28 protein-coding genes are annotated in these 25778 nt (G+C 44.5%); 8 read left to right on the forward strand and 20 right to left on the reverse strand.

Annotation, left to right across the window (positions count from 1 at the left end):
- Window positions 1–20: 20 nt before the first annotated feature.
- From NYE28_RS20935 to NYE28_RS20975, 9 genes are all read right to left on the reverse strand, one after another.
- Window positions 21–1076 carry a phosphotransferase gene (locus tag NYE28_RS20935; RefSeq protein ID WP_342490244.1) on the reverse strand — a complete coding sequence of 352 codons (1056 nt, stop codon included), beginning with the start codon at window positions 1074–1076 and terminating at the stop codon, window positions 21–23.
- On the reverse strand, window positions 1069–2256 hold the full coding sequence (locus NYE28_RS20940) for a carbamoyl-phosphate synthase (RefSeq protein WP_007614989.1): 1188 nt from the start codon (window positions 2254–2256) through the stop codon (window positions 1069–1071). The genes NYE28_RS20935 and NYE28_RS20940 overlap by 8 nt, the downstream gene beginning before the upstream one ends.
- Window positions 2246–3580: a glycosyltransferase family 4 protein gene (locus NYE28_RS20945; protein ID WP_025285574.1), complete on the reverse strand. Its 1335-nt coding sequence runs from the start codon at window positions 3578–3580 to the stop codon at window positions 2246–2248. Before NYE28_RS20945 ends, NYE28_RS20940 begins: the two co-directional genes overlap by 11 nt.
- On the reverse strand, window positions 3577–4233 hold the full coding sequence (locus NYE28_RS20950; protein ID WP_023357224.1) for a PIG-L deacetylase family protein: 657 nt from the start codon (window positions 4231–4233) through the stop codon (window positions 3577–3579). The genes NYE28_RS20945 and NYE28_RS20950 overlap by 4 nt, the downstream gene beginning before the upstream one ends.
- Before the next feature lie 87 nt (window positions 4234–4320).
- Window positions 4321–5019: a kinase gene (locus NYE28_RS20955; protein WP_079891037.1), complete on the reverse strand. Its 699-nt coding sequence runs from the start codon at window positions 5017–5019 to the stop codon at window positions 4321–4323.
- A 6-nt stretch (window positions 5020–5025) separates the two neighbouring features.
- Entirely contained in the window at window positions 5026–5475 is a 450-nt protein-coding gene (gene rplI, locus NYE28_RS20960; RefSeq protein WP_004393063.1) for a 50S ribosomal protein L9, read from the reverse strand.
- Window positions 5472–7451, reverse strand: a complete 1980-nt coding sequence (locus NYE28_RS20965; RefSeq protein ID WP_342490245.1) for a DHH family phosphoesterase — start codon at window positions 7449–7451, stop codon at window positions 5472–5474. Before NYE28_RS20965 ends, rplI begins: the two co-directional genes overlap by 4 nt.
- A gap of 30 nt (window positions 7452–7481) precedes the next feature.
- Complete coding sequence (locus NYE28_RS20970) at window positions 7482–8417, reverse strand: DUF2232 domain-containing protein (RefSeq protein WP_007615002.1); 936 nt, start codon at window positions 8415–8417, stop codon at window positions 7482–7484.
- A 243-nt stretch (window positions 8418–8660) separates the two neighbouring features.
- On the reverse strand, window positions 8661–8813 hold the full coding sequence (locus tag NYE28_RS20975; RefSeq protein ID WP_004393059.1) for a hypothetical protein: 153 nt from the start codon (window positions 8811–8813) through the stop codon (window positions 8661–8663).
- A gap of 133 nt (window positions 8814–8946) precedes the next feature.
- On the opposite strand from NYE28_RS20975, the gene NYE28_RS20980 reads away from it, so the two are divergent.
- Window positions 8947–9432: a spore coat protein gene (locus NYE28_RS20980; RefSeq protein WP_007407913.1), complete on the forward strand. Its 486-nt coding sequence runs from the start codon at window positions 8947–8949 to the stop codon at window positions 9430–9432.
- A 36-nt stretch (window positions 9433–9468) separates the two neighbouring features.
- Here NYE28_RS20980 and NYE28_RS20985 read toward each other — a convergent pair whose 3' ends face one another.
- On the reverse strand, window positions 9469–9840 hold the full coding sequence (locus NYE28_RS20985) for a winged helix-turn-helix transcriptional regulator (RefSeq protein WP_007615010.1): 372 nt from the start codon (window positions 9838–9840) through the stop codon (window positions 9469–9471).
- A 206-nt stretch (window positions 9841–10046) separates the two neighbouring features.
- On the opposite strand from NYE28_RS20985, the gene NYE28_RS20990 reads away from it, so the two are divergent.
- The 5 genes from NYE28_RS20990 to NYE28_RS21010 all read left to right on the forward strand — a co-directional run bounded on the left by NYE28_RS20990 (window position 10047) and on the right by NYE28_RS21010 (window position 16204).
- Window positions 10047–10976: a manganese-dependent inorganic pyrophosphatase gene (locus NYE28_RS20990; RefSeq protein WP_004393053.1), complete on the forward strand. Its 930-nt coding sequence runs from the start codon at window positions 10047–10049 to the stop codon at window positions 10974–10976.
- Between the two features lie 182 nt (window positions 10977–11158).
- Complete coding sequence (locus NYE28_RS20995) at window positions 11159–12076, forward strand: EamA family transporter (protein ID WP_282996349.1); 918 nt, start codon at window positions 11159–11161, stop codon at window positions 12074–12076.
- Between the two features lie 346 nt (window positions 12077–12422).
- Window positions 12423–13844 carry a glycoside hydrolase family 68 protein gene (locus NYE28_RS21000; RefSeq protein ID WP_012118909.1) on the forward strand — a complete coding sequence of 474 codons (1422 nt, stop codon included), beginning with the start codon at window positions 12423–12425 and terminating at the stop codon, window positions 13842–13844.
- A 61-nt stretch (window positions 13845–13905) separates the two neighbouring features.
- Entirely contained in the window at window positions 13906–15462 is a 1557-nt protein-coding gene (locus tag NYE28_RS21005; protein ID WP_123912822.1) for a glycoside hydrolase family 32 protein, read from the forward strand.
- Window positions 15463–15541: 79 nt separating this feature from the next.
- Window positions 15542–16204, forward strand: coding sequence for a GntR family transcriptional regulator (locus NYE28_RS21010; RefSeq protein ID WP_122504312.1), 663 nt, complete (start codon window positions 15542–15544; stop codon window positions 16202–16204).
- A 77-nt stretch (window positions 16205–16281) separates the two neighbouring features.
- On the opposite strand, the gene NYE28_RS21015 is transcribed toward NYE28_RS21010, so the two are convergent.
- The 3 genes from NYE28_RS21015 to NYE28_RS21025 all read right to left on the reverse strand — a co-directional run bounded on the left by NYE28_RS21015 (window position 16282) and on the right by NYE28_RS21025 (window position 19108).
- Window positions 16282–16791, reverse strand: coding sequence for a DinB family protein (locus tag NYE28_RS21015; RefSeq protein ID WP_012118912.1), 510 nt, complete (start codon window positions 16789–16791; stop codon window positions 16282–16284).
- A gap of 50 nt (window positions 16792–16841) precedes the next feature.
- Window positions 16842–18059 carry an MFS transporter gene (locus NYE28_RS21020; RefSeq protein WP_052828051.1) on the reverse strand — a complete coding sequence of 406 codons (1218 nt, stop codon included), beginning with the start codon at window positions 18057–18059 and terminating at the stop codon, window positions 16842–16844.
- 170 nt (window positions 18060–18229) lie between these two features.
- On the reverse strand, window positions 18230–19108 hold the full coding sequence (locus NYE28_RS21025) for a LysR family transcriptional regulator (RefSeq protein ID WP_059367440.1): 879 nt from the start codon (window positions 19106–19108) through the stop codon (window positions 18230–18232).
- A 126-nt stretch (window positions 19109–19234) separates the two neighbouring features.
- Here NYE28_RS21025 and NYE28_RS21030 point away from each other — a divergent pair, with 126 nt between their 5' ends.
- Complete coding sequence (locus tag NYE28_RS21030; protein ID WP_012118916.1) at window positions 19235–19813, forward strand: LysE family transporter; 579 nt, start codon at window positions 19235–19237, stop codon at window positions 19811–19813.
- An 18-nt stretch (window positions 19814–19831) separates the two neighbouring features.
- Here the strand turns inward: NYE28_RS21030 and NYE28_RS21035 are convergent, their stop codons facing one another.
- The 7 genes from NYE28_RS21035 to NYE28_RS21065 all read right to left on the reverse strand — a co-directional run bounded on the left by NYE28_RS21035 (window position 19832) and on the right by NYE28_RS21065 (window position 25220).
- Window positions 19832–21034, reverse strand: a complete 1203-nt coding sequence (locus tag NYE28_RS21035; RefSeq protein WP_076424872.1) for an MFS transporter — start codon at window positions 21032–21034, stop codon at window positions 19832–19834.
- Window positions 21035–21925, reverse strand: a complete 891-nt coding sequence (locus tag NYE28_RS21040) for a LysR family transcriptional regulator (protein WP_342490246.1) — start codon at window positions 21923–21925, stop codon at window positions 21035–21037. It lies immediately after the preceding gene.
- A 157-nt stretch (window positions 21926–22082) separates the two neighbouring features.
- Window positions 22083–22451: a DUF1304 domain-containing protein gene (locus NYE28_RS21045; RefSeq protein ID WP_015240972.1), complete on the reverse strand. Its 369-nt coding sequence runs from the start codon at window positions 22449–22451 to the stop codon at window positions 22083–22085.
- A 30-nt stretch (window positions 22452–22481) separates the two neighbouring features.
- Entirely contained in the window at window positions 22482–23120 is a 639-nt protein-coding gene (locus NYE28_RS21050; RefSeq protein ID WP_337681374.1) for a nitroreductase family protein, read from the reverse strand.
- Between the two features lie 13 nt (window positions 23121–23133).
- On the reverse strand, window positions 23134–23568 hold the full coding sequence (locus NYE28_RS21055) for a MarR family transcriptional regulator (protein ID WP_007409877.1): 435 nt from the start codon (window positions 23566–23568) through the stop codon (window positions 23134–23136).
- A gap of 138 nt (window positions 23569–23706) precedes the next feature.
- Window positions 23707–24585, reverse strand: a complete 879-nt coding sequence (locus tag NYE28_RS21060) for a YitT family protein (protein WP_012118921.1) — start codon at window positions 24583–24585, stop codon at window positions 23707–23709.
- A gap of 182 nt (window positions 24586–24767) precedes the next feature.
- Entirely contained in the window at window positions 24768–25220 is a 453-nt protein-coding gene (locus NYE28_RS21065) for a MarR family transcriptional regulator (RefSeq protein WP_007615031.1), read from the reverse strand.
- A 119-nt stretch (window positions 25221–25339) separates the two neighbouring features.
- On the opposite strand from NYE28_RS21065, the gene NYE28_RS21070 reads away from it, so the two are divergent.
- Window positions 25340–25771, forward strand: coding sequence for a GNAT family N-acetyltransferase (locus NYE28_RS21070; protein WP_072589783.1), 432 nt, complete (start codon window positions 25340–25342; stop codon window positions 25769–25771).
- Window positions 25772–25778: the final 7 nt, after the last annotated feature.

Genomic DNA, 25778 nt, shown 5'->3' on the forward strand with positions numbered 1-25778 from the left:
CCGCTCCCCCTCTCTCAAACTTATAATCCTAATTCCCGTCCCCATTTTGACACTTTGTCAACATGATACGGCAGCAGTTCCCCTCCCCGATTGTCGAAGATTCTCCGCAATTGGGTATGAAGCCCTTTCTCAAGTGTTCTCTGCAAATAAGCCATTTTATAAAGCGTCATAGGAGGGGTCTGAAAATGAATGCCCCGCTTTTTCATTTCTTTCGTATACACTTTTACGCAATACGTCCGAATATCTTCTGCGTGCCGGCTCCAATCTTTTCTGAAGCCAAGCAGAATTTCAACCAGCACCGTCATATCAAACCAAACCGGCGCATATTTTGCGGACTCCCAATCGATGAATTGAATATCCCACGGTTCATGTCCGGACGCATCGTGGGTGCAGATATTCTGCATATGAAGATCACCGTGTGTGATGGCTGAGCCGTTTTGTATCAATTCAGGGAAAAAATCCGGCTCTTCCTGCTCAAGCAAGTTTGTGATTTGCCGATAATGAGGCTTCACGATATCTTTTGTGCGCTCATCTTTAAGAGCCCTATCCAATAATTCCGCTGTCTTTTTGATCTGCTTTTTACGCCCTTTTCTCATGGTTTCCGATCCATATACCGGCAGCCACGACCGCCATTTACCGTCAGAAATATTCTTGTTTTCAAAGGTGCGGCTGTGCAGTTCTGCGACAGACGGAATAATATACTTGAAATGCTTCGGGTGAAATGTAAGCTGTCCCCTGATCTGGCTGACAAACTCCATAAATATCCACGTTTCATGGTCACTTTCTTCTATAAGATAGATATCCGGCAGCAAATCCCCTAAAACAGAACGGGCTTTCCCGTATATATTAATCTCGACCTTGTTTTTTTCACGGGAAGATTTATATACCTTCAATATCAGCGGAACAGTGCCGGATTTTTTCTTTACAGACAGTTTATAAATGGCGCTTCTGTCCGTCGATTTCAGGCATGTGATGTCATCCGGATTCACCGCAGCCCTTTCACCGAACGAATACGACAGTTTTTCGTCAATTCTCAGTTTTTGAAATGCGCCATACAAAATCTCCTTTTCATACATGCCGATCTTCCTTCCGCTTCCGTTTCCAGCTGTTTTTGAGATGAGACCAAGTGTTTCTGATAAATGGCATCGGGTCATTCCAAGCAAAAAGAGCGTACTCTTTTTTTCCTTTACACCCTTTCCAAAAATCCCGGAACGTCATTTCTCCTCTTTTTCGTTTCTTCAAAAACGTTAAGAAATAACGCACCTCATAAATCCAGTTGATTCCGTCTTTTTGTTCGAGCTGGGGCTTCACATGTTGTCCGGTCAAATACAGATAGTACATGTAAACGAAATGAACGCCTGCCGGTTCTGTCAGGCTATGGCTGAGCCAAAAGCGCGGATTAATTTCGATAAACTTGTAAACATTGTCCCGGGGATCCTTTTTAAATTCCGCCATGCCTACTCCCTTCAGCTGAATCGCTTCAAAAAACGGCAGGGTCTTCTCGATTAAATCAGGAAGCCGTTTGCTGACGACGTGGGCCCCCGCGCCAAAATCTGCAGGGAATTGATGGTTCTTTTGCAGAGAGAATAAGCCCATTAATTTCATTTGGTCATCATAAAAAGTGGCGACTTTATAAAAACACTGGTTGTCTCCGGGGATGATCTCCTGCACGAGCAGTTCTCCATTTTCTCTGTAGGAGCTGAACTCCTTGCGCAATTGTGCGGCATCCTTCATTACAATTGCTTTTTTGTTTACTTTTTTTCTGTATTCATGGCCGGCCACCGGTTTTAAAATACACGGGAAGTCAATATTGGCGATGGCCTCTTCCAGCTCATCCTGATTGTTCGGAAAAAAGGTTTTCGGGCAGGGGATGTTATGCTTGACCGCTAATTCATATGCTTTGCTTTTATCTAAAACCGTTTCTAACAGAGAGTGGCTCGGGAGCAAAAATAAAAAAAAACCGGCTAATGTCTCGCGGAATTTAGATATAAATCCCGCATAATCATCAGATCCTGCGTACAGAACCGGCTTTGCTTGGAATCGCTTCCCAAAATCAGTCAGAAATGTCAGCAATTCTTCCTCTTGTGTTAAAGGGCTGGGACATATCCCGCAATCTGCCAATCTTGATTTTCCGATACGATAAGGTCCCTCCGTGTCAAACGCGTAAACATCGATTCCTCTTCGGGCCAGGCTGCGAATGATCCCAATCCCGTTTGCACTGAAATCAAGTACAACGGCTGCATGTTCATGTTTCATGATCTCCCTCCGAGCTGTTGGTATTTTGATAAATCGATTCGATATTTTTTATCATCGTCTCACTGCTTAAATATTTCTCCGCGTAGGCCTTTGCGTTTGAAGCAGCTATCTTCCGCGCAGATTTGTTAGTGATAAAAAACGCTAAAGCCCGGGCAAGAACCTTTACATTTCCCGGCTCGACAATAAGCCCCGTTTTGTTATGGCGGATCAGATCCGGAATACCCCCGCAATCGGTCGCGATGATAGCCGAGCCGCTGAACATCGCTTCAATAATCGAAATAGGCAGACTATCATTAATGGTCGGCAGTACGAATATGTCCGTCATATTCAAAATAGCGGGAACATCATCTCTTTTTCCTAAAAAGGAAACCATAGATAGATTCAGTTTTCGAGCCTGTTCCTCTAAGGCGCTCCTCATCTCTCCGTCGCCCGCGATCAGCACTTCAACATGCTCAAGTACATCAGATGGAATTCTCGAAAGGGCGTCCAGTAAATATTTGTGACCTTTTCTCGGGCCTAATCTTGCAATACACGAGATGATGATCTTATTTTTCGGTACCGGGGTTTTTCTTTTCCCGCCTGTTTTTGCATCGTAATCGATTCCTGTGATCACCGTTGTCATGTCTTCCTGTTCGGCTCCGAGCTTCATGAGCGGGCTGCGGAACGTATCGCTGATAATAATCAGGCGATCTGCGTATTCAATGGCTTTCATCTCTAATGTTTTATAATAAATCTCTTCTACCGAGCCTTTTTTAAAGATGTGAAATTTAAGTCTGTTGAAAGTAAACATGCCATGCGGTGTGAAAAACAAAGGTTTTTTATAGATTTGATTGAACCTGCCTAACATATTGGCTGTAAATAAATCTTGAGCGTGGAACACATCATATCTTTCCAAATGAATCTTTTGAAGCATTTGCTCGTATATAAACATCAGCCGATTATTTTTCAAAATATGATCGTTATAATCCCCATATCTGTCTTTAAAGAAATCTTTTAATTTCGGAACAACAGCCGCCCGCAGTTCTTTTACCTGTGCGGACGGAAACAGATTAGGGGATATGACATCCACCTTATGACCTCTCTTTTTCAGGCCTTCACTAAGCGTTTTAATATAGTTTGATAAACCGCCCGTGTGCGGGTAGTCCCAAAACGTGGCAATCAAAATGGATAACTTCTTTTTTTTCCTGTATACCGGCGGAATTTGATCTGCATGTTTCATCTGTGTCTTTATGGCTTTCTGTTTTTGCAGGCGCGTTTTGACCCCGTAGTAGCGGTCAAGCGTCTGGATCATATACGGATAGGGGACGGAAAATGTCTTGTTCATTTCCAGATCCTCCGCACGATTTCAAAAGCTTCAGCGTATTCCACACCCGCCGTCATCCCTCTGACTTTTCCTAAATGTTTTACGCCTTCATATGAACGGGGATGAGGGTAATCCCTCATTTCTACGTCATAGTGGTGAAGCGCCGCGAGTTTGGCATCCATTGTGTCTGTGATATTGACGAAGTAATTGGGCTTGAAGAGTTTATCAGCCGTATTTCTCTCCCACTCGCTTGAAGATAGCGTTTCAAACGTAAGCAGTTCGATAGGCTTTTGATTCGGAAGCGGCCTGGCGGCTGTTAAAACTGCTTGGAATGTTCTCTGGTGGTCCATATTGATATCGCCGTAATGATGTGTAAAGATTTTATCAGGCTGATAGACGCGAATGAGCTGCTCTAATTCTTTGACAAGCTTATGAAGAGGGATACATTCCAGCTCTAAATTCGTGTGCTCCAAAAAGATGACTTTCTCAATTCCAAGCTCTTGATTCGCGCGTTCGCCTAATTGTTTAATATGATGAGCTTCTTCTTTTCTTCCTAATGCCGTAATAACGGAAATCACTTTATATCCTTCATTGATCAGCCGTTTTATGGTGCCCGCTGATCCCAATAGTTCATCATCGGGATGAGCGCCGATAACCATAATGTATTCTGCCATTTTTTCCACACTCCACCAAACAAATGTTACAAATATCATATGACGACCCTAAAAAAAGGAAACTTACATGTGCGGATTTTCAGAAACTTACATGTGCGGCTGCCATTCCAGGTAACGTGACGGATTTAATTTTTTTATAGTGTTCAAAAACTCATCCGCCAAGCCGTATTTGTCCAGTCCTTTTAATAGTTTTACGGGAAACCGGGTAATGGCGGAAAAAGCTCTTTTATGGTCGATGACTTTAAGATTGCCGTATTCATTGATCAGAATGTGCCTGATTTCGGCATCCCATCTGGTAAAACCGATTTTCTTTAATTCATCCAGCATATTTAAAATATCAGCAGTCAGTTTGACGGACAGGGATTTTTCTTGTTTGATATGGCGGGCAAGAGAGGTGCCTTGGACATATTCCATCACAATATAACGATCTCCGTATTCATACAGTCTTGGAATCACCGGGGAACCTTGTCCGGTCTTTAAAGCTGCCAATTCCTTCTTGCATGTCTCTTTTTCAAAGAAGTACTTTACGCATTTGTTGTGTGTTAAACGATAGACTTCCCCGTCTTTTCCGTCACCGATCAGCGGATAGTGCTCCAGCGCCTTTTTATTCTCCGGATTATTAAAATATGTTTCAGAAAAAAATCGTTTCATACCGACACATCCTTCGTTATGATGTAATATAATATGCAATCTGGTAACGATCGGAAATGAAACAATCTCATCATTTTCTTGCGCTGCGCCGTCTGCTGACATGAAAAAAACCCGCCGGATCGGCGGGTTTTTCATTGTATATTACGCTTCTTCTTTTACGTGAACCTTCAGCACAGCCTGAACTTCAGGGTGCAGCTTTACAGGAACGTTTGTATATCCCAGTGTGCGGATACCGTCTTGGAGCTCCAGTTTCCGTTTATCCACTTTAATCTTATGCGTTTTTTGCAGCGCTTCTGCAATTTGTTTGCTTGTGACAGATCCGAATAGACGGCCGCCTTCACCGGATTTGGCACTCAGCTCAACAGTCAGCTGTTCAAGCGTTTCTTTCAAATCTTTCGCTCTTTCAAGCTCGGCAATCGCTTCTTTTTTCTCTTTTTCTTTCTGTCCTTTCAATGCGCTGATGTTCGTCGCATTTGCTTCGACAGCGAGGCCTTTTTTAATGAGAAAGTTATGTGCATAACCGTCTGCTACGTTTTTCATTTCGCCTTTTTTTCCTTTACCTTTTACATCTTGTAAGAAAATAACCTTCATCTCTGAACGCCTCCCTCAAAATATTCATCAATGGCTTCCTTCAGCCGGACGAGCGCTTCTGAGACAGAAATGCCCGATAACTGGGTTGCCGCATTGGTTAAATGCCCTCCGCCATCCAGCGCCTCCATAATAATCTGCACATTGACCTCGCCCAGCGATCTCGCACTGATGCACACCGTATGCTCATCCCGTCTGGCTACCGCAAATGAAGCTTCCACTTCACTCATCGATAAGAGGGAATCAGCCGCCTGCGCAATCAGCACCTGGTCAAAGTACTCCTCTTCGTTCTCAGGAAGAGAAGCAATCGCGATATGTTCTTTATAAAGAGACGTATGCTGGATCAGTTTCGCCCGCTTGATATAAGAACCGACGGATTCTTTGAGAACTTTCTGCACCAGAACCGTATCTGCGCCTTTCGCTCTCAAATAAGAAGCGGCGTCGAACGTCCGCGAGCCCGTGCGAAGGGAAAAACTCTTCGTATCCACTATTATACCAGCTAACAGGGCCGTCGCTTCAATCATATTGATTTTGAGCCGCTTCGGCTGGTATTCAAGCAGCTCCGTCACGAGTTCTGCGGTGGATGAAGCGTATGGCTCCATATAAACGAGCAGCGGGTCTTTAATAAATTCCTCGCCTCTGCGGTGGTGGTCAATCACAACGATGTGCTCGATTTTGTTCACGAGACGCTCTTCCATCACAAGGGACGGTTTATGTGTATCAACGACGACAAGCAGCGTGTCATCATTTGAAATTTCCATCGCCTCTTCCGGCGTGATGAACCGCGACCACAGCTCTTCATATTTTTTAATTTCTTCAATCAGACGCTGAACGCTTGATCCGATCTGGTTCGGATCAATGACGATGTAGCCTTCTTTGCCGTTGGCCTGCGCCACCTTCAATATTCCGATTGCGGCTCCGACTGCGTCCATATCAGGAAATTTGTGCCCCATGATAATGACATTGCTGCTTTCTGAGACAATTTCCTTGAGCGCGTGGGAAATCACCCGGGCGCGCACCCTTGTGCGCTTCTCCATCGGATTCGTTTTGCCGCCGTAAAATTTCACCTTGCCGTTCGGCATTTTGATCGCCACTTGGTCGCCTCCGCGGCCGAGAGCCAAATCGAGGCTGGACTGCGCCAGATCTCCAAGCTCCTTCAAGGAAGAAACCGATGCGCCGATCCCGATGCTGAGGGTCAAAGATGCAGTGTGAACGGATGTTTTTTCTCGGATTTCATCCAAAATCGAAAATTTCGCGTTTTCAAGCTCCGTTAAAATGTGTTCATTTAACACCGCGATAAACCGCTCCGAGGACGTCCGTTTCAGGAAAATGCCGTACTCCTGCGCCCACGCATTTAATAATGAGGTGACCTGGCTGTTCATCGTACTTCTCGTTTGGTCATCCAGCCCCTGTGTGACGTCATCATAGTTATCTAAGAAGATATATGCCAGCACGGTTCTCTCATTTTCGTACTGCTTTTCAATCTGAATCTGTTCTGTCACATCAAAGAAATAAAGCAGGCGCTCATCTCTTTTAATCACTACTTTAAACTTCCGCTCATTCAAGGTGATCGTTTCCGAATCGACCTCCTGCTTGATCAGCGGCACGACGGCCTCGCATGTGTCATACAGCGACCGTCCGACGAGCGTGCTTTCATTAAAACAGGAAGACAAAAACGGATTCGCCCACTCAATGTAATATTGATCATTAAACAGCATAATCCCGATAGGCATTTCCATTAATGCCTCTTCGCCTACTTTTTTCAATCTATACGATAACGTGGAGATATAATCGTCAATTTCTTTTCTGATCAGAGAATCCGCACGCTTAATGAAAAACAAGATCACGGCGAGCAGCACAACGCCGATGGCTCCTATCAGCCAGTTAAAGTAAATGCTGATGAGAATTATGATGATTGACAATGCAATCAATGCATAGATGGGATACCGAAACAACGGTTTTTCATAAAAACTAGGCATTTCTATCAACTCCCCACCTGTAAGTCACACTCAATTTCGCGTCACCTTATTTCTTATGTTAAAGCCTATGTCAATGATGCCTAAGAGGAGATACACGGACAAGATAAGCGGAAAAAGCACCCCCAGCACAATTGCTAATACAGGAACGGCTTTCGGCATCTCCATTTCGCGGCAATAGAAAAAAATAAACGCTAATCCTTGAATACAAATCAGCAAGCTGAGAATAAATCCCCCATTCAATGAAACCGAATACAGCATATGCCCTTTTTCTAAAGGCAGAAACCCTAATATCGTCACAATAAAATACAGAATGACAACGCTTTGCGGGAGTTTGAGCTCTCTAAAAGGCTTCATCTTCGGAAGATCAGGGGAAAATCGCCGTAAAAGCGGCCTTGCCATAGCATAACTGAGGAAAGAAAAAACGATGCCGGTCAATACGAGCACTGTCGGAAAAAGATATTGAACCGTGCTCAGCTGACTTTCCATCAGCTTGATCTGCTTCCCGAACTGGTCTCCATAACCGAGCTGCTTTGACATGGTATCAGCCACAGACAGCGACTCCCGAAGCTGGGACATGGTGGTATCAACCACATTCATATTAAGAAACACGATGCTGACCACAAAAAAAACGACGCCGCACAGCACATACGCCATAGCGCCGGCAGCAACCGCATAGCCGGGCTGTTTCTTTTTAAAATAATATCCCATGGCGATTCCCGTACAGGCCGCCGTAAAAGCGCCTGTAAGCCCGGTAAACGAACTTACAATAAAGCTGACAGGAAGGCTGGCAAGCCCCATCCATACCCCGGGCTTCAGACCATGCCGAATGGTGTAAAGAATGATCGGCAGCGGCAAAGCAAAGAGAAGAATTGCCCCCAGTAAAGGGAGGTACACGACCAAAAGGGAAATGATTGCAAAAATACTGATCAAAATGGCGCCTTCTATTAGAGCCCTTGTATTTTTCACTTACTCACCTCAAACCTTGGATCATTCGAACATACGAATAGAAAAGAGCAGCTTAGACGACTGCTCTTTTGACGCCGCAATGTCTCTTTCAAGACCTGAATTTTCCATAAACTCTCCAAAATACACGTATATATTTTAACATAAGTCGAAATCGCAAGTAAAATGAGCGCGGACAGCCGCAATGTTCCATGTGAAACATGAAAACAGACAAACGGACATCCCAGTGAAAGAATGCCCGTTGTATCAGTGATCCTGATCATCCATGAAACCAGAAGTATCTCTGTTTTTCTTTTTGGTTTTTCGTACATATAACAAGACGATAACGATAAGTAAGAGAGTGGTCGCCTGCAAAACCCCGCTGCTGAAAAGGAAGAAGTTCTTTATCATGTCCCACATATAGTTTCACCTCTATTTCGTATTTCCTTTACATTGAGTTTCCCTTTCTGGAAACTTCAAAACATCAGGAACAACATCGGGACCGGGGCATATGCTGAAAGTGAAAATGAAGGATAAAGGAGATTCTTACACCATGACTGAGCGGAGAACATTAGCATGGCATGAAACGTTAGAACTGCATGAGTTAGTGGCTTTCCAGGCAAACGGACTTGTGAAATTAAAAAGAACAGAGCGGGACGTAAGCGATGCCAGATTAAAACAGCTTTACAGATTTTCCATCCATTCGCTGGAACAAAATCTGCGTGAACTGCTTCCTTTCTTCCCTGAAGCTCCCGCTTTTCGTGAGGATGAAACAGAAGAGCGCGCTGATTCCTCCTTTTACAGCGGCGGCCTGCTCATTCTGGCCAAAACATCTGTCCGCAATTATGCCGGAGCCATTACAGAGACGGCCACACCTCAATTAAGACACGTCTTCGTCAAGCACTTAAACGCGGCCATCAAGTGGCACCAAATGGTCTTTGAGTATATGGAAGAACGCGGTCAATATCCGGCTTACAACCTGAGCGAATTGCTGAAAAATGATGTGCGCAACGCCAGAAAAGCCATCGCGATGAAATAAAAAAAAGCAGCAAGGAATTTAATCCTTTGCTGCTTCTTATTTTTGAGCGGACTGATCTTGAGGAGACGTTTTTTCCCGGTATGCCTCGAGAAACTCCCGGTTGGCATCTCCCCATTTCTTCATTTGCAAAACGATCGGTTCCAGCGACCTGCCGAATTCGGTAAGAGAATACTCCACCTTTGGAGGCACCTGCTGATATACCTCCCGATGCACGATGCCGTCCGCCTCAAGCTCGCGAAGCTGAAGCGTCAGCATACGCTGCGTAATGCTGGGGCAAATGCGCCGAAACTCATTAAACCGCTTTTTTCCGCCGATCATATGATAAAACAAAATACCCTTCCACTTTCCGCCGATAACGGAAAGCGTCAGTTCAACCGGACAACCTTCTTTATTCGGATATATGTTCATTTTTCATCCTCCATAGTACCTTTTTTGATACTATATGCTGATTAGCATCTGACTTACCCAGTATTTTACTCGCAATCCTCTCCACCTCTCAACAAAAATGCTTCTTTTTCACATCAATTTTTAAGGTTTTGAAGATTACACCCTCCTCAAGACGTGTTAAACTATAAAAAGATTGTTTACACTACAAAAAAGGACAAGGAGTTATTATGGAAAAAATTCTTATTTTCGGACATCAAAACCCAGACACAGATACCATTTGCTCTGCCATTGCCTACGCTGATCTAAAAAATAAACTCGGCTTCAATGCTGAGCCCGTCCGCCTCGGACAAGTCAACGGCGAAACACAATACGCGCTTGATTATTTCAAGCAGGAAAGCCCGCGTTTGGTGGAAACAGCCGCAAACGAAGTAAACGGCGTCATCCTTGTTGACCATAATGAACGCCAGCAAAGCATCAAGGATATCGAAGACGTTCAGGTTCTTGAAGTTATCGACCACCACCGTATCGCCAACTTCGAAACAGCGGAACCTCTTTACTACCGTGCTGAGCCGGTCGGCTGTACGGCTACGATCTTAAACAAAATGTACAAAGAAAATAACGTGAAAATCGAGAAAGAAATTGCGGGCCTCATGCTGTCAGCAATCATTTCCGACTCTCTGTTATTTAAATCTCCGACTTGCACGGAGCAAGATATCGCAGCGGCAAAAGAGCTTGCTGAAATTGCCGGCGTAGATGCGGAAGAGTACGGCTTAAACATGCTGAAAGCGGGCGCCGACTTAAGCAAAAAAACTGTGGAAGAACTGATTTCTCTTGATGCGAAAGAGTTCACGCTCGGCAGCAAAAAAGTCGAAATCGCCCAAGTCAACACAGTTGATATTGAAGATGTTAAAAAGCGGCAGCCGGAATTAGAAGCGGCTCTTTCAAAAGTAATTGCTGAGAAGAACCTTGACCTGTTCCTTCTCGTGATTACGGATATTCTGGAAAACGATTCCCTTGCGCTTGCCATCGGTGATCAAGCGTCAAAAGTGGAAAAAGCATTCAACGTGACTTTAGAAAACAACACGGCTCTTTTAAAAGGCGTCGTATCCAGAAAGAAACAAGTCGTTCCTGTTTTAACAGACGCGATTGCAGAATAACCAACACACCCCGGAAACCAGCCGGGGTGTTTTTTTATTGCTCAATCATCAGACGGCGTTTCGTAAGCGCTTTCTCCGAAAATTATTTTGACGGAATTTAATATACAATATATAATATATCACATGAAAGACGTTCATTTTTCTAATTATTGTAAGTTAGCATCACAACATCAGAATCGGGGGTGTCTATCCTGGAAAAACACGCTGCTCTTTCTTATTCACGAACAACAGGCATTTGGCTTGTGCTGACAGGAGCTATCTTATGGGGGGTCTCGGGAACGGTTGCCCAGTATCTGTTCCAGCACCGCCATTTTAATACAGAATGGCTGACTTCGGTGCGCCTTCTGGTGTCAGGAGCGCTTCTGCTCGGCATCGCGTACCGCAAAGAAAAAGGACGGATATGGGCTGTTTGGAAAGACAGACGGGACAGAATTCCCCTTCTTTTATTCGGGATTTTCGGAATGTTAGGCGTTCAATACACCTACTTCGCGGCAATTGAGTACGGCAACGCGGCAACTGCTACCGTTCTTCAGTATTTAGGGCCAGCGATCATTACATGCTTTTTAGCGATTCGCGCAAAGAGAATTCCTTCAGCAAAAGAGCTGCTCGCCGTCTTATTGGCAGTTGCCGGCACATTCATTTTGGTCACGCACGGGAATGTCGGAAGCCTGTCCATATCCGGTCTGGCCGTCTTTTGGGGCATCAGTTCGGCGTTTGCACTGGCATTTTACACCCTTCAGCCGCATCGTCTGCTGAAGAAATGGGGATCGGCCATTATTGTCGGATGGGGCATGCTGATCGGCGGAGCCGCCCTCAGCTTGATCCGCCCGCCCTGGAAATTTGAAGGCGAGTGGTCCTTTCCTGCATATGCCGCGATCGTGTTTATCATCATTTTCGGGACGCTCATCGCTTTTTATTGCTACTTGGAAAGCCTGAAATATCTGAGTGCCTCTGAAACCAGCCTGCTCGCCTGTGCAGAGCCGCTGTCGGCAGCTTTTTTAGCTGTGATCTGGCTGCATGTTCCCTTCGGAATATCAGAATGGCTGGGTACTTTGCTGATTTTAGCTACCATCGCTTTATTATCTATCAAGAAAAAATAACCTCTCTTTTTTAGAGAGGTTTTTTCCTAGGCCCAGAGCACCCCTTAGTCTCAATTACCCATATATTAAAAGGCCTTTTTTCATTTTACTATCATCCAAAAGAGGAAAATAGACCAGTTGTCAATAGAATCAGAGTCTAATAGAATGATGTCGACAAGTAAATCATGCAGGATTGTTACTGATAAAGCAGGCAAGACCTAAAATGTGTTAAGGGCAAAGTGTATTCTTTGGCGTCACCCCATACATATTTTAGGTCTTTTTTTCTGTAACAAACCTGCCATCCATGAATGCAGGAGGATCGAATCGGCAGATCGCAAAAAAGGTACATACAAAAGGAGACATGAACATGAACATCAAAAAATTTGCAAAACGAGCCACAGTTCTAACTTTTACGACTGCACTTCTGGCAGGGGGAGCGACTCAAGCCTTCGCGAAAGAAAATACCCAAAAACCTTACAAAGAAACGTACGGCGTCTCTCACATCACACGCCATGATATGCTGCAGATCCCTAAACAGCAGCAAAGTGAAAAATACCAAGTGCCTCAATTCGACCAATCAACAATTAAAAATATCGAGTCCGCAAAAGGACTGGATGTGTGGGACAGCTGGCCGCTCCAAAACGCTGACGGAACAGTAGCTGAATACAACGGCTATCACGTCGTGTTTGCTCTTGCCGGAAGCCCGAAAGACGCTGATGACACATCCATCTACATGTTTTATCAAAAAGTCGGCGACAACTCGATCGACAGCTGGAAAAACGCGGGCCGTGTCTTTAAAGACAGCGATAAGTTCGACGCCAACGATGAAATCCTGAAAGAACAGACACAAGAATGGTCCGGTTCTGCAACCTTTACATCTGACGGAAAAATCCGTTTATTCTACACTGACTTTTCCGGTACACATTACGGCAAACAAAGCCTGACAACGGCGCAGGTAAATGTGTCAAAATCTGATGACACGCTCAAGATCAACGGAGTGGAAGATCATAAAACGATTTTTGACGGTGACGGAAAAACATATCAAAACGTTCAGCAGTTTATCGATGAAGGGAACTATACATCCGGCGACAACCATACGCTGAGAGACCCTCACTACGTTGAAGACAAAGGCCATAAATACCTTGTATTCGAAGCCAACACTGGAACAGATAACGGATACCAAGGCGAAGAATCTTTATTTAACAAAGCGTACTACGGCGGCAGCACAAACTTCTTCCGTAAAGAAAGTCAGAAGCTTCAGCAAAGTGCTAAAAAACGCGATGCTGAATTAGCGAATGGCGCCCTCGGTATGGTAGAGTTAAACGATGACTACACATTGAAAAAAGTCATGAAGCCGCTGATCACTTCAAACACGGTAACTGATGAAATCGAGCGCGCGAATGTTTTCAAAATGAACGGCAAATGGTACCTGTTCACTGATTCACGCGGTTCAAAAATGACGATCGACGGTATTAACTCCAACGATATCTACATGCTTGGTTATGTATCAAACTCTTTAACAGGTCCTTACAAGCCGCTGAACAAAACTGGTCTTGTACTGCAAATGGGTCTTGATCCTAACGATGTAACGTTCACTTACTCTCACTTCGCAGTGCCGCAAGCCAAAGGCAACAATGTCGTGATCACAAGCTACATGACAAACAGAGGCTTCTTTGAGGATAAAAAGGCAACATTTGCGCCAAGCTTCTTAATGAACATCAAAGGCAAGAAAACATCCGTTGTTAAAAACAGCATCCTTGAACAAGGACAGCTTACGGTTAACAACTAATAACAACAAAAAGAAAATGCCGATACTTCATTGGCATTTTCTTTTATTTCTCAACAAGATGGTGAACTCAATCATGGCACGAAAATGGCCCGTTGTAATATTGATCTTTTTGGGTGCGTTCCTGTTTGTCGGCTTACTGCCGAACAAAAGCCACAATTCCTCTGACACAAACACGGAGCATAAGAAAGATTACCGTGCGGCGTATCATTTTACGACCCCGGACAAATGGAAAAACGACCCTCAAAAGCCCATTTTTTTCGAGGGGAAATATCATTACTACTATCTTTATAATCGGGATTACCCGAACGGCAACGGCACAGAATGGCGGCACGCCGTATCAGAGGACTTGGTGCACTGGACGGACGAAGGCACGGCTATTCCGAAATACACCAACGAAAACGGCGATATATGGTCCGGTTCTGTCGTCATTGATAAACACAACACCGCGGGCTTCGGCAAAAACGCGCTGGTCGCCGTCACAACGCAGCCGACAGCCAAAACAAAAGCCCAGGAACAATATTTATGGTACAGCACGGACAAAGGAAAAACGTTTACTTCCTATAGTGATCAGCCCGTGATGAAAAATCCGGGAACTAAGGATTTCCGGGACCCGAAAGTGATCTGGGATGAACAGGATGACAAATGGGTGATGGCCATGGCCGAAGGCGAAAAAATCGGTTTTTATGAATCACCCGATTTAAAAAATTGGAAATACACGGGCGGTTTTATCACTCAGCAGATCGGCCTCGTCGAATGCCCCGACCTTTATATGATGCGTGCAGATGACGGAACAGCCAAGTGGGTTCTGGGCGCAAGCGCAAACGGCAAACCCGCAGGCAAACCGAATACGTACGCGTATTGGACCGGAAACTTTGACGGGAAGGAATTTACCGCCGATCAAGAAGAACCGCAATGGCTCGATTACGGCTTTGACTGGTACGGCGGCGTCACATTTGAGGACGGTAATAGCGAAGATCCTCTGACAAAACGCTATGCGCTGGCATGGATGAACAATTGGGATTATCCGAATGAAACACCGACACTAAAAAACGGCTTTAACGGCACGGATTCTATCGTCCGTGAAATCCGCCTTCAGCAGCAGGACGGCGGCACATACAGCCTAGTGTCAGAGCCGGTTGAAGCATTGAACCAATTAACCTCTTCAACTGACAGCATAGAACACAAACAGGTGAACGGTTCAGAGACACTGCCGATCAAAGGTGATACATATCAGCTTGATATGGATATCGCTTGGTCAGATATCAAAAATGCAGGTGTCAGACTCAGAGAATCAGCAGACCAAAGTCGGCATATCGATGTCGGTATTTCGGCAGAAGACGGCTATGCCTATGTGAACAGATCGTTTACAGACCAGCCTGATAAAACCGGTGCATACGCCGAAAGCAAAGCCCCATTTGACGGAAACAAAGGGCGCGTCCATCTGAAAATTCTCGTGGATAAAACAAGTATTGAAGTATTTGCAGACGACGGAAAAACCGTTTTGACAAATGAAGTGTTCCCAAAACACGAAGATCAGGGAATCACGCTCTTTTCTGAAGGCGGCTCCGCTGACTTTCAGCATATTGAGATGAAGCATCTCGGTTCGATTCATTCTTAGACGTTCCTCTTCATTTCTAACCAGCGCCCGGACTGTGGTAAAATGCAAATATGTATACTACGATTCATGAGGTGTTCCATTGGATAATCAAAACAAAGAACCTGTGCTGAAAAGAACCATCATGCGGGACGAAGTGTATCGCACACTCAGAAACTGGATCATAACGGGCAAGCTCAAACCGGAAACAAAGTTAAAGGACAAGGATTTGTCGGAAACATTGGGAATCAGCCGCACCCCGATACGGGAAGCCTTATTGCGGCTGGAAGATGACGGCTTGGTGATAACAAAAGCGAACAGATGGACGCTTGTCGCTCCGATTGAGTTAAAAGAAGCGGAAAACTTGTATTCCATCGTCTGGACGCTTGAAAAACTGGCATTGCAGCAAGCTCTCCCGCATGTGGACGATGCCGTGATTCAGGAATTGAAACAGCTGAATGAAAATCTTCTTCAAACAATGAAAGACGGCGATAAACTGGCCATCCTGGAAGCGGACAATGCATTTCACCATCGCATCATTCTGCTTGCGGACAACGCCGAACTTCACAAATTTCTTGTAAGCCTGAAAGTCAAAATTCAGAGAATGGAAATCCGCTATTTCAGTGAAAACGGCGCTTTAAACAGATCATATAATGAACACTCTGATATCATTCACGCATTAGAACAGCAAGATGCCGCCGCTGCTTTTACAGCGCTTGAAGCGAATTGGAAAAACAGTTTAGAACGGCTGCAGAACATGGCATAGCAAACAAAACAGCCAAATCACTCATATGATTTGGCTGTTTTACGGATATCACAAGACAGCCGCGTTGGCTGTCTTGTTTACTTTTTGTTTATATATAAATACATACCGTAATCCGTCGGCACAGAAGCATACCCCATCTGTCTGAGCATGGCTGTTATATTCCCGCGATGATACGTTCCGTGGTTCACAACATGGAGGATCATATCGGCCGCTGCGGTTTTCATGATGTCTCCTGACGGATGCTCTATTTCAAGGGGGAGACTGATATTTTCTTCCTTTTGCAAAAATAATTGATATCGATCTGATAATTCCAAAAACATATCTTCCAGCTCTTCTATCTCTTTAGACAAGATGTCCTCTTTTTGCTGTTCAGCTGATTTCAGCGTATCCTCCAGACGCTCTCCGGAGAACACATCAAACCACCCCTTATCCGACAGATACACATGAGTCAATACACCGGCTATCGACGGAAAGACACTTTGAATCTCCTTACGGTACACATCCTCCGGAAGCTCTTTAAGCCGGGTGAATATTTGCTGATTTGCCCAAAGATGATAATCATACAATTGCAGTGCCAGATGTCCCACATTACCCTCTCCTCTCTCGATATAGAACGTACGTTCCTCATTATACTACACTACATGCGGCTTTGTACCATCTTCTTCATTCGCAGCTGAGAAAATCCGATAAAAGCCGAAATTAATAAGAGGAGGCCTGCGCCAATATAAATAAACCGCACGCCGAATACATCCGAGATGACCCCCGTTCCGATAATGGAAAACATAAAAATGAACTGAACTAAAGCTGATCTCGCCGCTAATATATTGACCCGTGTCTTTTCGGTCGTGATGTTTTGGAGTAATGTTTCCTGCGTGAGATCTCGTAATACACAAGCCGGCCCCATACACAGCACCAGAAAAAGGGCCGTAACGGCGCTTGTGATCAACCCATAAATAAACGTGAACATTCCATATGCCAAGGCTCCCGTCAGCATAAGCGGAATGAGATGATGCTGAAACTGACCGGATAACTTATAGATGATCAGTCCGCCGATCATCGTCCCTGCATAATAGACTCCGTTGACATACCCCCACCAAGCCTCTCCTTTATGAAGGACGTCATGCACATAAGTCAAGGACACAGACCCGATCCATATCATGCCTGCCCACGATTCGATCACATCCATCACAATGAGAACCCTCAGCTGCTTTTGCCGAAATAAATACACCCAGCCGCTTGCCGCATCTGCAAAAAGGGAACGTTCCCTGACTGCTGCCGGCGCACACATGCGTACTTGAAGAAACAGAATGATGCCCAAAACCGAAGAAACCAATAACATGACAGTGATGATCATTGTATCGCTCTCTCCCAAGAACGCTATGATGACGCCGCCGAGAGACCACCCCGCAAACTGAACGGTCTGATCCGCCGCAGATAATAAACCGTTCGCTTTCGCCCTTCGATCGGGAGGAATGATTTCCCCAATCAGCGCGCTTTTTATCGGAGCAAACCATCCGTTGCAAAAAGAAATGCCTCCGATCAGACAAAACATCAGAAAAAAGAATGCGGATGAACCGGTTTGAATGACAAAAAACAAACAGACTAACAGTGTGATCTGAATCAATTGAGAACCGATTAACAAAGACCGAAGCGTGAACCGGCCGGTGACCAGCGGCAAAACGGCACTGCCCAATACGCGACATACAATGCTGACGAACGTCATAAGAGAGGCCATCGCCGTCGAACCGGTTTTTGTAAACAAAAACAAGATGACGGCCATCGTATAAAGTGAGAACCCCAAGTTGATAGCGGTCTGGCTGTATAAAATAGCGTAATATGCCCTCTTCATATTCATCTTCTCACTCCCTGATTATGTAAATCATACCATATTTGCTGATCAGCTCTCTTTTTTTAAAAAAGGTAGGTATGGAGTCAAAGCTGGCTGACATCGAAAATGTCATTAAGATTCCGGACAAAAACAAAAGCCGATGCGCGCAGGCATCGGCTTTCAAATTAACCTAAACATTATTTATCACCAAACGACTCAAGAACAAGCGACACAAAAGCTTCAGCGGCCGGAAGCTGCCATTTTTTCTTTTTGACCAGCATATGAGAATAAAGCCGCTCGAACGGCTCAGACTGCTGAAGAATTTTCAGCTTCCCCGCTTTTACCTCTTCTTTTACCGTAATATAAGGTAAAACGGAGAAACCGAGTCCGCTCATCACCGTCTGCTTAATGGCCTCTATACTCCACAGTTCCATTGTTTGTAAATGACTGATATCATGTTTGACGAGAAATCGTTCAAACATAGTCCGATAGCTGCATCCTTCTTCATTTGTAATAAAAAAGTGCTTGCCGCTTTGTTGATAGTCGTCAAAATGTTCCGGTGCGTCATTGCCCGCCACGAGGACGATGCGTTCCTCCATTAAAGAATGATGTATGCATTTTTCCATTTGTATCTCCGGATACACCATAAATGCAATATCCACGCGGCCGCTTACTAATTCCACCTGATTCTGCCCGCATGTTCCGTTGCTCAATATGATATTGACGTTCGGATACTTCATGGAATATTCTCTGATAATCGGCCCCAGTCTGGAAATGGTCAAAGACTCCGGCGCCGCAATTTTTAAAACGCCCTTCACCTCGTGAATGCTTTGCATATTTTTGATCTTGTCATGGGCGGAAAGTAAATCCTCGGCTAACGGTATCAGCTCTCTCCCTAAAGGCGTCAGTTTCAGACGCCTTTTTTCGTACGTAAATAATGCGCCGCCGATCTCCTGTTCAAGCGCCTGAATATGAGTCGTAATCGTCGACTGCGTGTATCCCAGCTTCGCCGCGGCCCCTGTATAGCTTCCCTTATCTACAATGGCCTGAAATGTAATAAGATGTCTGATCTCCATATGAATTCACCTCTAAGATGTATCGAAAAAATCAATAATGCGATTTTATTTTTCAATTTTATTTATAGCTATTCTTATCATACAATAAAAAACGGTTCCATCACATTAGCAAATGAAGGTGATTTAATGAGTATCATAGCTTTTCTTTCTTATGTCCTGATGACATCTATTACACCCGGGCCGAGCAATATTTTAATGATGAATGAAGCGCGCAGAGCCGGCTTTATCGGTTCATGGCGTTTTAACGGCGGAATCCTGACGGGATTTGCAGTGCTCGGCATTCTCAGCGGTCTGTTCACAATGAGTGTTTATCATTGGATTCCCGTCGTGGAACCTTACTTTAAAATTGCCGGAGCCGTCTATTTGCTCTATTTGGCTTGGCAGATCTCGCTGCCCAAAACATCAAAAGGCGATTCTGAAAAAACCCGATCGTCTTTTCTATCGGGATTTCTGTTTCAAATGATCAATATAAAGAGTATTTTATTCTTTTTAACCTTAATGAGCGCTTTTATATTGCCATTTCAGCACACGTATCCATTGATTGCGTTCTGGCTCGCGTCGGCTATTCTCCTGGGCTGGGCGGCTTTACTGCTGTGGTCGGCGTTCGGCTCTGTTTTTAAACATCTCTTTGAGAAACACGATAAAGCGTTTCGCATCGTGATGTGTCTGCTGCTCATCTATTCTGCGGTAAGCATTTATCTGTAATTCAAAAAAGATAAACGCCTATTGGTGTTTATCTTTTTTTCGTTTCGTCAATAATCCCAGCCAGACTGAAACGGCTGCTGAAACGGCAGAAAGCGCCGTAATCATGACGGCAATGCCGCCCCAGCCGAATTGGTGATAGAAAGCGCCGCTTGCAGTCCCCCCAATGCTCCCTCCCACATAATAGGAAAACAAATATAAGGCCGCGGCCTGTGCCTTATCGCGGACGGCCAGTTCGCCAACCCAGCTGCTGGAGATCGAATGGCCCGCAAAAAAGCCGAATGTGAAAATCGCAACTCCTAAAATCATGATCCCTATATCAGCAGATAAAGTAATGCAGACACCAATCATGACAATCACCAATGAGAATGGCAGGATTTTTCTTTTGCCGTATTTGTCTGCTAACATGCCCATCCACGTTGAACTGAACGTTCCGACAAGGTATACGAGAAAAATAAATCCGACTGCCGTTTGGCTTAGTGAATAAGGCGGCTTCATCAATTGAAAACCGATATAGTTATATAAAGATACAAAGCCGGCTTCCAATAAAAAACCGATGATCAAAAGGCAGCCGAAACCGGGCGTCCTGTATTGACGGTAAAATGAGGTGAAAATGTCGTTTCTTTTATATGTCCGGGGCGTAAAATGAGAAGAGGCAGGAAGGATCGTCCAGAAGATAATGCTTGCCAGCAAACTGATGAGGCCGATCGTCAGCAAAGCCGTATGCCAGCTGAAGGAATCCGTCAGAAAGCCGCTGATGATGCGTCCCGTCATGCCGCCAATCGAGTTTCCGCTGATATAAAGCCCCATTGCCATTCCCAAGCTGTCCGGCTCAATTTCTTCAGCTAAATAAGCCATTGCCGCCGCGGGAAGCCCCGCTAATGCGGCTCCCTGCAGCGCCCTGCAAACGACGAGCAGCTGAAAGTCCGAAACAAACCCTGTGAGAACGGCTAGGACGGATGCAGCAAATAATGACACGCCCATTATCTGCTTCCGCCCGTACATTTCTGATAAAAAACCGGCGAATACCAGACTGATGGCTAAAGCAATCGTTGCCGCTGATTGGCTTAAGCTTGAAACCGCCGGTGACAGGTGAAAATCGTTTGCGATATCAGGCAGCAGCGGCTGCGTTCCCCAAAGGATGGCAAACGTGCAAAATCCGCCAGCAAACAAAGCGAAGTTTACCTTTTTGAATTGAAGTGTGCCGCGGCGAATGTAAGTCATTTATCTTCCCCCTTTTCTGTTAAGCCGGGTTTGAATAAACGCTATAAAATTCTCCGCTGCCGGCGATAAATAGCCGTCTTTCCTCCAAGCCAAACCAATCTCTCTTTCACAAATCGGATTGGTGACACTGAGAAGTTTGACCTTTGTTTTATCAAAAACGTGCAAGTCAGGGATAAGAGACACCCCCAGTTTAGTGCCGACTAACCCGGAAGCTGTCACAATATCTTCTCCCTCAAATACGACATCCGGTGAAAATCCCGCTTTTTCACACAACTCTTTAATCATGCCGTGAAGAACATTTGTATCTTTAAAAGAGATAAACGGTTCATGCTCCGCCATTTTCAAATCAATTTCATCATATGAGGCGAGCGGATGTTCAGCAGAAACGGCTAAATATAACTCTTCTGTTAAAAGCGGCTGGCAGATCACCTCATCGTTTTCATCACGAAGCGAAGTCAATGCGATGTCCACTTCTCTTGACGTTAATTGCTCGATAATCTGCTGATTTGATGCTTGGGTCAACTGAAAATTGACATGAGGATACATGTGTTGAAACGAGCTGATCACATCCGGAACCATACTCATGCCAAGCGACGGCAAAAAAGACAATAAAATTGTGCCGCTGTTGGGATGTATTTCATTCCAGACTTCCTGCTTACTGATTTCAATTTGTCTGATAGATTGTTCCACACGATGCAAAAACATTTTCCCGTACCGATTCAAATAAATATTCCTGCCTTTGCGATCAAAAAGCTGAACGCCCAGCTCGTCTTCAAGCTTTGAAATCGAACGGCTGAGAGCGGGCTGAGATATGGGCAGCTGTTTTGCTGCCTGTGTAATATGCTGCACTTGCGCCACTGTCTGAAAATAATTAATCTGATGCCAATCCATTGATTGCCTCCGCTGATTTGTTATTTTCACTTATCATACGTTACCCGATCTATAACTTCTAATTGTTAGTTTGCATGAAACTGATGCATATAAGGAATGATTTTCAAAACAGAATAAAAAAAGAGGGCTTCCTTTCCGGAAGCCCTCTTTCCGTCTGCTACGCCAATAAAAGAAAAATAAGCGCTAAAACAGCCGGAAGTCCTTGTTTTACGATAATTGATTTGTTTGAAGTAAAGCCTCCGAAAATGGCCGCGATGACCACGCAGATGACGAAAAACATTTGAATCATATGGCCAATCGGATCAGCTCCGAGGATCAGCCCCCAAATGAGGCCGGCAGCCAGAAATCCATTATACAGACCCTGATTTGCAAACATGACCGCTACATTCCGATCACCTTCTAAATGCTTCGGCAATTTGAAGGACCGCTTAGCTGCCTTCGAATTGATAAAAAACATTTCAAGTATCATGATAAATACATGTTCTAAAGCTACAATTCCGACGAAAACAGCTGCAATAATCTCCACTGTCCCTCTCCCCTCAGCTTCACTTCAACCTTATTTCCATTGTGCGATTGTTTCGATAGGAAGACGGTAGGAAGCATATCCTTCGTCTGCCGCTTTTCCGATTGATAGCAGCATGACCGGTACATAACGCTCTTTATCCATTCCGAAAACCTCGGCAATCTTTTCTTTATCGTAGCCGCCGATCGGGTTTGTGTCATAGCCGTGCGCGCGTGCCGTAAGCATCAGCTGCATGGAAACGAGGCCTCCGTCAATCAGAATCGTTTCACGGTTCACTTGCTCCGGAAGTTTTTCAAAATGCGCCGTCAACGCAGCGATTTGTCTGTCTTTTACTTCCTGCGGCATGTAGCCCAGTTCGACCGCTTTTGAATAAATTTCTTCTAAATAGTCATCACTGTTCATATCTGCGAAAACCGCGATCACCGCAGATGATGTGCTGACTTGTGTTTGGTTAAAGCTGGCAAGCGGCGCGAGTTTTTCTTTTCCTTCAGGGCTGTCAATGACGAGAAAACGCCACGGCTGCGCGTTGACTGAAGACGGCGCTGTCGTTGCTTCTTCCAGGATTTGAGTCATTTCTTCTTTGCTGATTTTAACAGCCGGATCGTAATTCCGAATGGAACGGCGGCCTTTCATAATGTCCATAAAATCGTTTGTTTTCATTTCTGTTTTCATGTGTAAAACACTCCTATGCTTTCATATTTTCTATATTATTCTGCATCTGCGACAATACGTTTTTTAACATACTGCGTTCTTCCTCGCTGACACCGGCAAGCATTTCCTTTATGAAACGCTCCTTCTCCTTTTTGGAAGCCTCAATTCTCTCCCGCCCCTGTTCAGTAAGCCGGACAAGTATAATTCGGTTGTCCTCGGGCTTCCGTCTTCTTGTGACCATTTCTTTGGCTTCAAGCTGTTTCAAGTGTCTTGTCACGGCTGCGCCATCAATATTCACCTTTTTCTGAAGATCGCTTTGGCTGATCTCATCGACGTAAAAAAGCACGGCGAGAAGCTCAAGGCGGGATTGGCTGATTCCGGTGCACGCTTCAAACTTCGTGCCGATCACTTTATGCAGTGATTGGAGCTGATATAAAATCTCGCCTTCCTCTGAACAACATGCTGTCAAAACCCATCCCCACTTTCTTTTGCGCAATTAATTGACTAGTCAACGTTTGATATATCAATAATATACAGCTGCCATTCTATTTTTGCAAGTTTTTTCTCCTTTTTTAAAAAAAGCTGCCGATTAACGGCAGCTCGCTTCTTAATGATTATGGACTTTTCTGAAATTACTGCCTTTTACTTCTGCGACATCATATACCGTCACAAAGGCTTGTTTATCAATGTCATTAATAATTTCTTTCAGTTTGGTTTCTTCCAAACGGTTGATGACACATGTGATTTCTTGGAATTTTTCATGAGAAAAACCGCCGTATGCTTCTTTATAAGTAGCGCTCCGGCCCAATTCTTCACGAATGGTCTCTACCATTAATGCAGGCTCATTGGTGATAATCTGAAATGTTTTAGAACCGCTTAAGCCTTCCTCAACCACATGAATCACCTTAGATGCAATGTAGTAAGCAATGACGGAAAGCAATGCGCCTTGCAGCCCGAATACAAAAGAAACAAAAATAAACACAAACATGTTTAAAAATAAAATGAGGTCGCTCGTGCCAAACGGCAATTTCCGTGACAGAAGCACAGCCAGCATATCAATTCCATCTAATGCGCCGCCGTTGCGCAATGCCAATCCCATTCCAAAGCCGAGAATAATCCCGCCGACAACGGTGATTAACAGGGTGTCTCCCTCGATGATAGCCGGTGTGTGGTGGAAAAAACTCGTGCCCGCGGCAAGTGAGACAATACCGATAATTGATAGAAACGCAAAACCTTTCCCGATTTGCTTATATCCTAACCAGACAAACGGTATATTGATCACCGCAATTAAGATCCCAAGAGGCAAATGAAACAGCTGTGAACCGACAATGCTCAGTCCGGTTACACCGCCGTCAGATACACTATTCGGAATCAATACGGTTTCCAGTCCATACGCGGCAATAATTCCGCCGATGATGACCATGATGGCCCGTACGATTGATTTCACTCTGAATTTCTTACGTCTTTGTTTTTCGATTGTACTCATATCATTCCCCGCTTCAATTATTTTTTCTTATTTAAATATACCATAATTGATACTTTTCGTTAAAAATAAGCCTATCGGCTAGTTGAAGCAGGAACCGAGGAAGGAGATGTCACAGATAACGTATCCATTTATGACTTTAATCATTCACAACGCAATCATTCACTAAAAGGAACTAATGACCATTAATAATCTCTTTTATTCCCCTTCTTCACATATTCCCAATCATGTTCTATATTTTTTCTCACCCGCTGAAGAAGGCTGAAAATGGTTTCTTTTTCCTCAGATGTAAAGCCGGACAGGGCCACCTCCGCAGAATGCTCTCCTTCTCTTTGCAATAACGGATAAACCTTTCTCCCTTTTTCAGTCGGAAACAGTTTTTTTATTTTTTTATTTTGATCATCAGGACGCTTTTCAATAAACCCCTGTATTTCCAGTTTTTTGATTGCCCTCGCCGCTGTTGTTCGGTCGACTTTAATCATTTCCGCCACTTTTTCCTGTATCACTCCCGGGTTTTCACATATACGCACAAGGTAGAGATACTGCCCTTTTGTTAAGTCTAATTCTTTAAATTCAATATTGCTGATGGAATCCAGTGCCCGTGCGATCATGCCGATTTCCCGCAAAATATCAGTCATATCTTTTCAAACCTTTCATTTTTTGTTGCATTTACAATATAATTATTTTATCGTTACTTCTATAAGACCACAAGCAAGCCGTGCAGTCCAGACTAACATGTGAAAAGGATTGGTTGATTATGAAGATAAAAAGAATAACAACGGAAATTGATTTGCAAGCAGCGCTTGAGATTAGAAAAGCAGTATTCATTGAGGAACAGCAAGTACCTGAATCCGATGAATTTGATCAGTTCGATACGCTTCAGGAACAGTGCGGGCATGTCTTGGTTTATCATGAAAATCAGCCTGCCGGCACAGGACGCGTCCGCATTGTAAACCATACAGGCAAGCTCGAACGAATCTGCATCCTGAAGCCTTACCGCAAATACGGGTTGGGCAAAGTCATCATAAGCGAATTAGAAAACATGGTAAAAGAAAAAGGCATCACCCAATGTAAACTGCATGGACAAACACATGCGGAAGGCTTTTATCACAAACTGGGCTATCAGACAGATTCACCGGAATTTATGGAAGACGGCATCCCGCATGTCTTGATGACAAAAGAGCTGTGAGCTGTCA

Source organism: Bacillus sp. FSL R5-0443 (assembly GCF_038608285.1).
Classification (GTDB): domain Bacteria; phylum Bacillota; class Bacilli; order Bacillales; family Bacillaceae; genus Bacillus; species Bacillus velezensis.